The organism is uncultured Rikenella sp. (genome assembly GCF_948810725.1).
Classification (GTDB): Bacteria; Bacteroidota; Bacteroidia; order Bacteroidales; family Rikenellaceae; genus Rikenella.
Genome location: NZ_CAQIVA010000010.1, coordinates 1 through 11,961 on the forward strand (window position 1 = coordinate 1; position 11,961 = coordinate 11,961).

Here is an 11,961-nt window from a genome sequence, read left to right on the forward strand (position 1 = left end):
ATTCAACGCGTTTGAATGATTTTCTTCTTCAGCGATCGCGCGCGGATGAGCTTTGTCCCGCCTGAAACTGCCCTGCGCGGGCGGCGTCCGGGTGACCCCGGCGGGACGGAGCGATACTGCGTATCGCTTAATCAACTCAGCCCAACTCTTCGTTCGCGCGCCTGGGGAAATCTTGTCAAAACGCGCCAGCACATTTTGACGATTTCCCTCTTTAGGCGAGGCGCGCGATCTGATCACTGCCCCGGCTGGTACTGTTCTCGTTGGCTTTGCCTTCCTCCTCGCCGCTCGGCAATTCGCAAACTGCGTTTGCATTGCACTCGCTGGCAGCGTCGGTTGTGAACAAAGAGAACCAGAAAAACTTTTGACGGATGCTTCGCATCCTCCAGCTGCCGACGGCCCAATAAAACGCCCGATGGCAGTCTCGGCCCAGTCCCTTAGCTGGCGCCCTGTGCGGAGGTCGGAAAAAGACGAAAATTCCTGCCTTCTTCCCCTCTCCGACTGAACGACAAACAAATAAATGTCGTATCTTTGTACTTTAAAACAAACAACAACTTACGACAGTGAAAAAAATCAAAGGCGCGCTGATTTCCGTCTTCTATAAGGACGGGTTGGCAGAGATCGTTCGCGAGTTAGATAAGCACGGCGTGAAGATATATTCGACCGGCGGGACACAGACCTTTATCGAAGAACTGGGCGTCAAAGCCCATGCCGTCGAGGATCTGACCGGGTATCCGTCGATACTCGGCGGGCGGGTCAAGACCCTGCATCCGAAAGTCTTCGGCGGTATTCTCTCCCGCAGGGACAACGAGACCGATATTCAGCAGGTCGCACAGTATGAAATTCCCGAGATCGACCTCGTGATCGTCGACCTCTATCCTTTCGAACAGACCGTGGCCACGCCGGGAGCGACCGAACAGCAGATTATCGAGAAGATCGACATCGGCGGTATCTCGCTCATTCGCGCCGCAGCCAAGAATTTCAAGGACGTCGCGATTGTGCCGAGTGTGGCGCAGTACGGCTATATCCTCGACCTGCTTAAGACGCAAGATGGGGCGACTACGTTGGAGCAGCGCAGGCATTTGGCGGCAGAGGCGTTCAACGTGAGTTCGCACTACGACACCGCGATTTTCAACTACTTCAACCGCACCGAAGGGATTCCGGCATTCAAGCAGAGCTTTACGGAACAGAAAGCTACCCACTTGCGGTACGGCGAAAATCCGCATCAGGCGGCGACATTCTACGGGGATCTGTCCGAACGGTTCGAACAGCTGCACGGCAAGGAGATCTCCTATAATAATATGCTCGACATGGATGCCGCGGTGAACCTCATCGGCGAATTCGCCAATGACTCTTCCGACGCTGCATTCGTGATCATGAAGCACAACAACGCCTGCGGGGTGGCGGTAAGGCCTACTTTGGTCGAGGCGTGGAAAGATGCGCTGGCGGGCGATCCGGTGTCGGCGTTCGGCGGAGTGCTGATTACCAACCGGGTAGTCGATAAGGCTACGGCTGAAAAAATCAACGAAATCTTCTTCGAAGTCATTATGGCGCCGGGGTATGAACCGGAGGCGCTGGCCATTCTCGAAACCAAGAAAAACCGGATTATTCTCAAAACCAAGACCGATGTCAGTGCGGGGGGGGGCTGTGCTTGCGGACGGCAGTTCCGGTCGCTGCTCGGCGGGGTCGCCGTACAGGAGCGGGATGCGAAGGTAGGGGGGCTGGATTCCGAGGCTAAACAGGTGACGGCCAAAGGAATTACCGATGCGGAATTGAAAGACCTGATCTTCGCCAACAAAATTGTGAAACACTCGAAATCCAATGCGATCGTTTTGGCCAAAGGCGGCATGCTGCTCGCCAGCGGCATCGGGCAGACCTCGCGGGTCGATGCCTTGAAACAGGCCATTGCCAAAGCGAAGTCGTTCGGGTTCGACCTGCGGGGTGCGGTGCTCGCTTCGGACGCCTTCTTCCCGTTCGCCGACTGCGCCGAGATCGCTCATGGCGAAGGGATCGATACGATCATTCAGCCCGGCGGCTCGGTGCGCGACCAGGAGACCATCGACTATTGCAATGCTAACGGGATGGCCATGGTATTCACCGGATTGCGCCACTTCAAACACTAAACCGCCTCATGGGACTCTTTTCATTCCTCACCCAGGAGTTGGCCATGGACCTCGGGACGGCCAACACCATTATTATTTATAACGACAAGATCGTCGTCGACGAGCCCTCGATCGTCGCGCTCGACCAGCATGCCAACCAGCCGGTGGCCATCGGGAATCAGGCCCGGCAGATGCACGGGAAGACGCACCAGGATATCAAGACTATCCGGCCGTTGCGGGACGGGGTGATCGCCGACTTTACGGCTGCCGAGATGATGATCCGCGGGATGATCAAGATGATCAAATCGCGGAACAAGATGTTCAGTCCGTCGCTCCGGATGGTGATCTGCATCCCGAGCGGTTCGACCAACGTCGAGATTCGTGCCGTGCGCGACTCGGCGGAGCATGCGGGGGGGCGCGAAGTCTATATGATCTACGAACCGATGGCGGCAGCGTTGGGGATGGGACTCGACGTCGAGGCGCCGGAGGGACACATGGTCGTCGACATCGGAGGGGGGACGGCCGAAGTGGCTGTGATATCCTTGGGCGGTATTGTGTGCAACGAGTCGATCAACGTGGCAGGAGATGTTTTCACGGAGGACATCCAGACTTACATGCGGCAGCAGCACAACATCAAGATAGGCGAGCGGACGGCCGAAGAGATTAAGATTGCGGTGGGGGCTGCGATCGACAATCTGGACAATCCGCCGGACGACCACATCGTGCGGGGGCCGAACATCATCACCTCGTTGCCGCTGGAGATTCCGGTGTCGTACAAGGAGGTGGCGCATGCGCTGGATAAGTCGTTGATGAAGGTCGACGCGGCGATTATGAAGGTGCTCGAAAAGATTCCGCCGGAGTTGTATTCGGATATCGTGAAGAACGGGATCTACCTTGCTGGTGGGGGGGCTTTGCTGCGGGGTTTGGACAAACGGCTGTTTCAAAAGACGCGGATACCGTTCCACGTTTCGGAAGACCCGTTGCGTGCGGTGGCGCGGGGGACGGGGATCGCGCTGAAGAACATCGGTCGTTTCTCTTTCCTGATGCGGTAGGGCGCAGGGGGTAGAGGCTGCTAGTGGAAATGCGCGAGCATTTCCTGTCTACGGGACGTGGGGCCTGCGCGGCCTGAGCGCAGTTTTGGCGGGCGCGCGAACAGAGATTAGGGCCGTCGGCAGCTTTAGGATGCGTCAGCATCCGTCAAAAGTTTTTCAGGTTCTCTTTGTTCACAACCGACGCTACCAGCGAGGGCAATGCAAACGCAGTTTGCAAATTGCCGAGCGGCGAGGAGGAAAACGAGCTCAGCGAAGTTAAAAAGAACAGTTCCAGCCGGGGTAATGACCAGATCGCGCGCCGACGCCTTAAAAGGGAAATCGCCCAAATGTGCTGGCACGTTTTGACTGGATTTCCCCGGCGCGCACCAAAAACTGGGCTGAGTTGATTAAGCGATACGCAGTATCGCTCCGTCCCGCCGGGGTCACCCGGACGCCGCCCGCGCAGGGCAGTTTCAGGCGGGACAAAGCTCTTCCGCGCGCGATCGCTGAAGTAGGAAATCATTCAAAGCGTCTTGCGCTTTGAATAAGATTTCCGTCAGCGCGCGGAACAGAGAACTGCGTGCGAAAACCGTCGTCCGCCCGCTTAAAGGGCAGATTCTGCCGGTTGGCATTTAGCCAATCCGGCAAGAATTGCCGCGGGCGACGGCAAATGCGGCGGAGCGAAAGCGGAGCCGCAGTGAGGCTGATACGGGGCGGAGAACTGGGCCGAGCTTTTGCGGCTCTTTGAGCCGCGCAGTTCGCCGCCACCCCGCGCGGCGGACTGCAACTCGTCGGAGCTCGTTGCACTCACCGCTGGCGGCGAACAGCATCAACAAGGCGCGCCGAAGACGCATTTGAAAAAACGGGGCAAACTTAGATGTGGTGGGTTGGGCTGAGTTCTTGCGGTTCGAAGAACCGCGCGGGTCGGACGCTTCTTCACGGGAGGCCCGCAACACGCCGCTGCGCGTCGAAAATTGCAGTCTTTCCCGGGCGTCCGACCCACCAAGGTTAAAAAAAGTAGGGTAGCGGCTGCCGGTTGTTGGGGCAGTTCCAGCCAGTATTCGCGTGCCGAGCGTCCCCGTTTATTCCGAGAGGCAACGCAACGGAATACCGTGGCCGACACGTCCTGTGAAACCGGGAGCGAGCCAGGTCATGTGGAAATCCAAACGCATGCCACCGGCACTGTCGGCTTTCGAAGCCCAACAGAATCCTCCGTTGCCGACGCTCGTTGGATTGCCATGAGCAATCTCGCGGTAGCCCGGGGCGGTGTCGCTCAGCACTCGAAAGCTGGCCGTGTTTACCCTAGGCAATTGACCTGCCTCGGTTTCAAGTAGGGGTAGAGGCTGCAATAAAACACCCTGTGGGTGCGAGAGGCAACGCAACTGAAAACCGAAGCCGCGATGGTACGCATACGAAGGATCCATGCCCGCCGCACCGAACAACAAACGCCAGGCGCGCGTGCTGCCGCCCGGCACCCATGCAGACCAGACCGTACCCTCGCCGCCGACGCCGAGCAGCGCGCCATCCGTATGATTGCGGTAGCCCGGGGCGGGCGTGCGCAAAACCTTGAGCCAGCCTCGGAAGCGGCCGGAAGAGCGCTGTGGCAAACGCTCTCTCGACCGTAAACAAAGGCCGGAGCCTGATGTCCAACAGACTCCGCCGACACGATAAAACCGAACCAGAGTTGCTGAAACTACTTCTTTTTCTCAAACGGATCTACTACGTCCTCCTGTTTATCGCCCTCGAAGCGATAGCCATCGGCGTATTCCTCCACAGCAACCTCTACCAAAAAGCACGTCTTGCCGGTGCCTCCGACCGCCTCGTCAGCGGCATCTACGACAAACTCGCCGACATCGGCGAATACTTCAGTCTGCGCGCCGAGAACCGGCGGCTGCTCGACGAAATCGCCCGGCTGAGGAGCCTGCCCCAGCCCGTCACGCCCGTATTGGGACACACTGCAGCCACCGATTCGATCCCCGTCGCCGAACTCCTTCAACAGTATCGCTATCAGCCCGCCCGAGTCATCCGGAACAGCATCAGCAAACGCGAAAACTACATCACCATCGACCGCGGAACCGTCGATGGCGTCGAACCCGAGATGGCCCTGATCGCCGACGACGGAATCGTCGGATACGTCGTGCGCTGCTCCGACCACTTCTCCGTCGCCGTCTCCATTCTCAACACCCGGGATTTCCGAACCAGCGGACGGATACAGGGGAGCGACTTCTTCGGCTCCATCTATTGGGACGGGCTCAACCACCGCGAAGTCATCCTCGACGAGATTCCCAAATACGCCGACATGGAGGTCGGCGATACCGTCGTGACCACCAACTATTCGTATATCTTTCCGCCCGACCAGCCCATCGGCACCGTCGAGAGCTTCGAGATGGTCAACGGGACATTCTATAAAGTCCGCGTGCGGCTCTTTACCGACCTCGCACGGCTTCGCCGCGTCTACGCCGTGCACTACCTCGAGCAGGAAGAGCGGCGCGCCCTGGAGAGCACCGTCGGGAATGCCGAGACCGGCATCAGCGACCAGACCGCAGCCTCGGTGGCCGGAAACGGCGGCAATAACTTCGGCATTTCGGACGGAACAGAAGAAGGAGGTCGACCATGATCCGGTTTTTGGAATACACCGCAATTTTCCTGCTCCTGCTCATTCTTCAGGAGTTCGTCTTCGACAACATCAACCTCGGCGGCGTGGTGAACCCGTACATCTACATCATGTTCATCATCCTCCTGCCGTTAGATACGCCGGGATGGCTCTTGCTGATGCTCGGCTTCGGGAGCGGAGCCGCCGTGGACTTCATGTCCGGGACGGCAGGGTTGCAGACCATCGCATCCACCTGGCTCGCATTCGTGCGACCGACCGTCGTCGGGCTTTTTCTCGGCAAAGAACTCGTTTACGAAGGAGGGATACCTACGGCGGGGCGCGTCGGGACATCCCGTTTTCTGCGCTATGTCACCGCCCTCGTCCTGCTCTTCAACCTTCCGTTTTTTATCCTCGAAGATCCTTCGGGAGCGGTGTGGATGATCGCCCTCCGTATCGTGCTCAGCTCGATATTCAGCATCGGAATCATATACTTTTTGCACCTCCCGCTCGTTCGTACCGCAGTGAAAGCCTGATTCCCCCTCCTTTAGTTTGCAGCGAAAGTCCATGAATATCCCCTCCAGACGCCAACAGATACTCTACCTCGGCCTCATTCTCGTCGTGCTCGTTCTCGTCGGCCGCCTCTTTTGGATCCAGGTCGTGGACAGCTCCTACAAAGAGTACGCCCGGAACAACGCCATGCGCTACATGGTGCAATACCCCTCGCGCGGCGAAGTCTACGACCGGAACGGCGAATTCCTCGTCCAGAGCACCGAATCCTACGACCTGATGGTCATTCCGCGCGACGTCGAACCCTTCGACACCGTTTTCCTCGCCGAGACCTTGGGCGTCACCGTCGAAGATATCCGCAAAGCCCTCGACAAAGCCCGGCGGTACTCCAAACGGCGCCCCTCGATGATCTTCAAACAGCTCCCCAAAGAGGTGAAATTCAAACTCGACGAACGCCACCTCGTCGGTTTCTATACCCAATACCGCACCTCGCGCACCTATCCCCGGAAGATCGCCGGCAACCTCCTCGGCTACATCAACGAAGTCGACGAAGCCACCATCAAACGCGACCCCTATTACCGCATGGGCGACTACATCGGCAAGAGCGGCATCGAGAAGTCCTACGAGCAGTATCTGCGCGGGAAAAAAGGGGTGAAAGTCGAACTCGTCGACGTCTACGGCATGCCCAAAGGATCGTATGCCGACGGGCGTTACGACACCCTTCCGGTGCCGGGCGAGGCGATCACCTGCACCATCGACGCCGACCTGCAACAGCTCGCCGAAGAGCTCATGGCGGGTAAAATCGGCTCCGTCGTGGCCATCGAGCCCGCCACCGGCGAGATACTCGTCATGGCCAGCTCCCCCTCCTACGACCCCGACAAACTCGTCGGGCGCGATTTGGGGAACAACTACATGGAACTCCTGCGGAATCCGCGGCATCCGCTTTTCAACCGCGCCGTGATGTCCCGCTACCCGCCCGGCTCCACCTTCAAGGCAGTGACCGGCCTGATCGGGCTCGAAGAGGGCGTCTCGCGGCCCGAAGACTACCACCCGTGCAGCGGCGGATATACCGTCGGACGCGGCGTGAAGTGCCACACCCACTACTCGCCGATGAACCTCGTGCAGGCCACCGCCAATTCGTGCAACGCTTACTTCTGCTACGTCTTCCGCGACATCCTCGACAACCGCCAGTACGGCGGCGTCGCCAAGGGCGGATTCGACATGTGGTACGACTATGTGCGGAGCTTCGGTTTCGGACGAAAACTCGAATCCGACTTCTGGGACGAACTCGCCGGCTACGTGCCGACCAAAGAGTTCTACGACCGGCGGTATCGCAGCCGGTGGAACTCGCTCACCGTCATCTCGCTCGCCATCGGACAGGGCGAGCTCGGGGTTACCCCCTTGCAGCTCGCCAACCTCGGCGCCACGATTGCCAACCGGGGATACTACTACATTCCGCACGTGGTGAAGAAGATCGCCGGCCACGACTCCATCGACGCCCGGTTCTACCGGAAAAACTACACGAAAGTCAATCCGAAATACTTCGAACCCATCGTCGAAGGGATGTGGGAAGGGGTGAACGTCGCCGGAACCGGCGGACGCGCCAGCGTGCCCGGGCTGAACATCTGCGGCAAGACCGGCACCGCCCAGAACCCGAACGGGGCCGACCACTCGACCTTTCTGTGCTTCGCGCCGCGATACGACCCCAAGATCGTCGTTTCGGTCTACGTCGAGCACGGCGGTTTCGGCGGTTCGGCCGCCGCCCCCATCGCCAGCCTGCTGATCGAGCAGTACCTCACCGATACCATCCGGCGTCCCGAGCTCGTCCGGCAGATGAAAGAGATGACCATAGCTTATCCCATGTATGACAAACGCGGCAAATAGACTCATCTTCGGCTCCGACCGGGCCGCTGCTCACAAAGGCGGCGGACGGCTCTTTGCCGCCGACATCGACTGGTGGACCGTGGCCATCTACGTCGTGATGGTCTTCTTCGGCTGGCTCAACATCTTCGCCGCCGTCTACGACGAGGAGCACGCCGGGATTTTCGACCTCTCACAGCGCTACGGCATGCAGATGCTCTGGATCGGCATCAGCTTCTTTCTGGCCATCTCCATCCTGCTGATCGACGGCAAATACTGGCACATGCTTGCCTATCCGCTCTATTTTTTCATGTTGGGCGTGATGCTCTTCGTGCTGCTCTTCGGGCACGAGAGTCATGGGGCGCAGTCGTGGCTCTCGATCGGCTCCGTCAGGATACAGCCCGCCGAGTTCATGAAATTCGTCACCGCATTGGCCTTGGCCCGGTATATGAGCGCCTACAACTTCGACCTGCGAACCGGGAAAGCGATCTATTACATCGGGTTGATTATCGGGATTCCCGTTCTGCTGATTCTGGCCCAGAATGACACCGGGTCGGCCATGGTCTTCGCCGCCTTCTTCCTGATGCTCTACCGCGAAGGGTTCGGCACCGCGCTCTACGTGGTGGCCCTGATGTTCGTATTCCTTTTCGTCATCTCCTTCCTGCTCGAACCGCTGCCCATTCTCTTCGTCGTCTTCTTCCTCTGTCTGGCGGCACAGGGGCTCGTGAACCGAAACTGGCGCGACAGCGCGCGCTATGCCGCGCTGGTGCTGCTGCTCGGGACGGTCGTCTTCGGCATCGGGACGCTGGTCGGCGCGCACCTGTCGCTCTTCGCTTCGATGCTCACCGGAGCCGTCCTCTCCTTGCCTTGGCTCGTGCGGTACGGCATCCGGCACCACATGACCAACCTCTGGAAATACGTCGTCTTCTTCGCCGGGGCCGTCGTTTTCACCGGGCTGGTGGACTACGTTTTTGACAACATTCTCCAGCTGCACCAGCAGAAGCGGATCCTCGATCTGCTCGGTATCGAGAACGACCCGCACGGGTGGAGCTACAACGTGATCCAGTCCAAGATCGCCATCGGTTCCGGCGGATTCGCCGGCAAGGGCTTTCTGGGCGGGACGCAGACCCGTTTCAGCTTCGTGCCGGAGCAGAGCACCGACTTCATTTTCTGTACCGTGGGCGAGGAGTGGGGATTCATCGGGTCGCTGTTCGTCGTGACCCTCTTTTTCGCCTTGATTCTGCGGCTGATGCGCATGGGCGAACGACAGAAAGAGCCTTTCGGCCGGATCTATTGCTATTCGGTGGCGGCGATCGTCTTCACCCACTTCGCCATCAACATCGGGATGACCGTCGGCCTCTTTCCGGTGGTCGGGATTCCGCTCCCGTTCTTCAGCTACGGGGGCTCGTCGTTGATGGCCTTCACCATCCTGCTCTTCGTCGCCTTGCGGCTCGATGCGTCGCAGTACGAGGAGAGCGCGCGGAAATTGCTGTAAGACTCAGCGATTCTTCTCCGCCTTGGCCAGCTCCCGCTGCCGGGTGCGGCACCACGACGCGATGCCGCACGTCGCGCACTTCGGCGCGCGCGCCGTGCAGATATACCGGCCGTGCAGGATCAGCCAGTGGTGCGCCCGGCCGAGCAGCTTCTCCGGAATGTGCCGCACCAGCGCCCGCTCCGTCTGCAACGGATTCTTCGATCCGGTCGTCAGTCCGATCCGCTCCGCCACCCGGAACACATGCGTGTCCACCGCCATCGCCGGTTTGTCGTAGACGATCGAGACGATGACGTTGGCCGTCTTGCGTCCCACCCCTTGCAGGGTGGTGAGCTCCTCGACCGTGTCCGGCACCCGTCCTCCGTAGACCTCCTCCAACCGTTGCGCCATCGCCACTAAGTGCTCCGACTTCGACCGGGGGTAGGAGACCGACCGGATGTATTCGAACACCTCGTCCGAGGTCGCTCCGGCCAGCTCGTGCGCCGTGGGGAAGCGTTCGAAGAGCGCCGGCGTGACGAGATTGACCCGTTTGTCGGTGCACTGCGCCGAGAGCATCACGGCGACCAGCAGCTCGTACGGCGACCGGTAATGCAGTTCGGTATCCGCCCCGGGCATGTTTTCAGAAAACCAGCCGATAATTCCTTCGAATCTCTCCTTGACGGTCATAAAATAGAAAAGGTAGACATTACAACAAGAAACAAAGTTAGTGAAAAGCCGTTAATGCGGATAGATTTTCAGAATGACCATCCGATGTTTTAACCGCTTAAAATCGGATTTCGAAGATTTCCGGTTCCAGTGTATCCGGCGCCTTGCCGAATGCGAAGAGTCTTCCCTTGCCCGGAGCTCCGGCCGTTTCAGGCACCCACACGATTTGCGTTGCTGGTCGGTCGAGCATGATGTGTCGTACCGGTTTTCCGGAAAGGTCGAACACATAAATGTCTGAAGCCTCCAGGATTCGTTCTTTCATCGTTTTCGAAGAATATAACGCATAAAAATGTTTCTCGTCAGCCGTCGAACTTATGGTTCCCCACTCGTCGTTCTGATTGTGCTCCACCCCGTTTTGCGCACTTTCGCGAGCTGAGAATGAAGATACGTGCAATATATATTCGGTGATTTTGACCGGTTTATTGTTTGAAAAATCATAGAACCGGAAGATTGTACCCAGCACGGGCGTCCACATCATCCGGTGTCCGTCCGGTGACGGTGTCATGGTTCCCTGCATTCCCATGCATTGCTGCATGTATGTTAGGTTTGCCATCGGTGTCCCCTCCAGCGGGAACGAGTCGAAATAACGCGTGACTCGTAACGCGCTATCCAATAGGGCGAACTGTGCTTTTGTTTCCGGAGCCATAATTCCGGAAGCTACATAGCGATTCTTGGCTACCGGAACCATCTTGAACCAGGCGAAGTCGCGTTCCTGTGCGTGCGAACGTAGAACTCGTTCCGGACGCACGGAATGGAGGCTGTCCACCCTCCGCCAAAATACCTTACCGTCCATCGAGCTGTAAATGAATAACTCGTTCCCTGTCCCGTACATCGACGATATTCGGATCATCTCGTACTTTGATTTTCCCTTCGGTTGAATCCCTTTGACCGCCGTTTGAGTATCTACCTCATAGACCCCGATCATCGGATCGACAAAAAAGGATCCGCTTAATATCTTGTTGTTTAATGCGGTTAGGAATATGGGCTCGATAATTTGCTCGGACGGGATGTCGAGTTTTATCATCTTTGCTTCCGTCGTTTTTGTATGTCGGAACAGCTCTTCGATCTCGATTGTTTTTCCCGACGAGCAACTTGCCAGTAATCCTGATACAATCAGGAAAAAATGTAATTTCATGAATCTTTGCGCTTAATTAATAAAAGTACAGAGGAAAGAAATTTTTCTTTCCTCTGTGAAAATCTGAATTTTAATTGGAGTAAAAAATGCCGGGAAATTCCACGGGGATCGGGCCGCCGCTATTATCTGCCGGTTTGCCCGGATAACCGTTGTTAAATACGTCGACATCGCATAGACAATTCCACGGCGGATCACAACGTCCGACTTTGTCTCGACCCTCATTGTCATAGAGATAACCCAGCGCTTCGATATTGGCCAGCGTGAGGTCCGAGATCTGCGGTGCTGGCTGTGCCTGCCGGTAGCTCAGGTAGGCACTGAGCCCGAGAACTGCTGCAAAGGTGCAACCGACAATCTTTTTTAGATGTTTTTTCATGAATATAAAGTTTAGGGGGTTTAGGAAACAAAATTGATGTAATTCGCATCTTTGTTATGGCGTAAATGTAAGAATAAAATTTTAAAATGCAATAGATATAGTTGAGGCTGAAGTGGTGTTTTTTTGCCTGCTCGTCAAATTTCTTGGGTCGGAGCCTTGCTGCGGA

12 protein-coding genes are annotated in these 11,961 nt (G+C 57.5%); 6 read left to right on the forward strand and 6 right to left on the reverse strand.

Translation table 11 applies throughout. The annotated features are described in order from the left end of the window. The coding region (locus Q9S52_RS05090) for a hypothetical protein (protein WP_304708374.1) at positions 1-237 on the reverse strand (237 nt) is incomplete at its 3' end. A 323-nt stretch (positions 238-560) separates the two neighbouring features. Here Q9S52_RS05090 and purH point away from each other — a divergent pair. Continuing rightward, positions 561-2,120, forward strand: coding sequence for a bifunctional phosphoribosylaminoimidazolecarboxamide formyltransferase/IMP cyclohydrolase (gene purH / locus Q9S52_RS05095; RefSeq protein ID WP_304708375.1), 1,560 nt, complete (start codon positions 561-563; stop codon positions 2,118-2,120). A gap of 8 nt (positions 2,121-2,128) precedes the next feature. Beyond that, entirely contained in the window at positions 2,129-3,151 is a 1,023-nt protein-coding gene (locus Q9S52_RS05100) for a rod shape-determining protein (protein ID WP_294593487.1), read from the forward strand. A gap of 145 nt (positions 3,152-3,296) precedes the next feature. Here the strand turns inward: Q9S52_RS05100 and Q9S52_RS05105 are convergent, their stop codons facing one another. Next, entirely contained in the window at positions 3,297-3,653 is a 357-nt protein-coding gene (locus Q9S52_RS05105) for a hypothetical protein (protein ID WP_304708376.1), read from the reverse strand. Positions 3,654-4,212: 559 nt separating this feature from the next. Beyond that, complete coding sequence (locus Q9S52_RS05110; RefSeq protein ID WP_304708377.1) at positions 4,213-4,692, reverse strand: hypothetical protein; 480 nt, start codon at positions 4,690-4,692, stop codon at positions 4,213-4,215. Positions 4,693-4,814: 122 nt separating this feature from the next. On the opposite strand from Q9S52_RS05110, the gene mreC reads away from it, so the two are divergent. The 4 genes from mreC to rodA are packed head-to-tail and all read left to right on the forward strand — an operon-like array spanning position 4,815 to position 9,585. Continuing rightward, complete coding sequence (gene mreC, locus Q9S52_RS05115; protein WP_304708378.1) at positions 4,815-5,747, forward strand: rod shape-determining protein MreC; 933 nt, start codon at positions 4,815-4,817, stop codon at positions 5,745-5,747. Further along, positions 5,744-6,256: a rod shape-determining protein MreD gene (locus Q9S52_RS05120; protein ID WP_297831299.1), complete on the forward strand. Its 513-nt coding sequence runs from the start codon at positions 5,744-5,746 to the stop codon at positions 6,254-6,256. The genes mreC and Q9S52_RS05120 overlap by 4 nt, the downstream gene beginning before the upstream one ends. A 31-nt stretch (positions 6,257-6,287) precedes the next feature. Then, complete coding sequence (gene mrdA, locus Q9S52_RS05125; RefSeq protein ID WP_300601726.1) at positions 6,288-8,114, forward strand: penicillin-binding protein 2; 1,827 nt, start codon at positions 6,288-6,290, stop codon at positions 8,112-8,114. Next, complete coding sequence (gene rodA, locus Q9S52_RS05130) at positions 8,095-9,585, forward strand: rod shape-determining protein RodA (protein ID WP_297628634.1); 1,491 nt, start codon at positions 8,095-8,097, stop codon at positions 9,583-9,585. Before mrdA ends, rodA begins: the two co-directional genes overlap by 20 nt. 3 nt (positions 9,586-9,588) lie before the next feature. Here the strand turns inward: rodA and nth are convergent, their stop codons facing one another. From nth to Q9S52_RS05145, 3 genes are all read right to left on the reverse strand, one after another. After that, positions 9,589-10,248 (reverse strand): endonuclease III, encoded by a 660-nt coding sequence (gene nth, locus Q9S52_RS05135; protein ID WP_297628636.1) that lies wholly within the window; start codon positions 10,246-10,248, stop codon positions 9,589-9,591. Between the two features lie 97 nt (positions 10,249-10,345). After that, positions 10,346-11,422, reverse strand: a complete 1,077-nt coding sequence (locus Q9S52_RS05140; RefSeq protein WP_300400780.1) for a BF3164 family lipoprotein — start codon at positions 11,420-11,422, stop codon at positions 10,346-10,348. A 70-nt stretch (positions 11,423-11,492) separates the two neighbouring features. Then, positions 11,493-11,795, reverse strand: coding sequence for a hypothetical protein (locus Q9S52_RS05145; protein ID WP_297628640.1), 303 nt, complete (start codon positions 11,793-11,795; stop codon positions 11,493-11,495). Positions 11,796-11,961 lie beyond the last annotated feature (166 nt).

Bases quoted from the DNA above. Each gene is read 5' to 3' on its own strand.
- Q9S52_RS05100 (WP_294593487.1), top strand. From the start codon at position 2,129: ATGGGACTCTTTTCATTCCTCACCCAGGAGTTGGCCATGGACCTCGGG.
- Q9S52_RS05140 (WP_300400780.1), bottom strand. From the start codon at position 11,422: ATGAAATTACATTTTTTCCTGATTGTATCAGGATTACTGGCAAGTTGC.
- mrdA (WP_300601726.1), top strand. From the start codon at position 6,288: ATGAATATCCCCTCCAGACGCCAACAGATACTCTACCTCGGCCTCATT.
- Q9S52_RS05145 (WP_297628640.1), bottom strand. From the start codon at position 11,795: ATGAAAAAACATCTAAAAAAGATTGTCGGTTGCACCTTTGCAGCAGTT.
- rodA (WP_297628634.1), top strand. From the start codon at position 8,095: ATGACAAACGCGGCAAATAGACTCATCTTCGGCTCCGACCGGGCCGCT.
- Q9S52_RS05105 (WP_304708376.1), bottom strand. From the start codon at position 3,653: ATGATTTCCTACTTCAGCGATCGCGCGCGGAAGAGCTTTGTCCCGCCT.
- nth (WP_297628636.1), bottom strand. From the start codon at position 10,248: ATGACCGTCAAGGAGAGATTCGAAGGAATTATCGGCTGGTTTTCTGAA.
- Q9S52_RS05120 (WP_297831299.1), top strand. From the start codon at position 5,744: ATGATCCGGTTTTTGGAATACACCGCAATTTTCCTGCTCCTGCTCATT.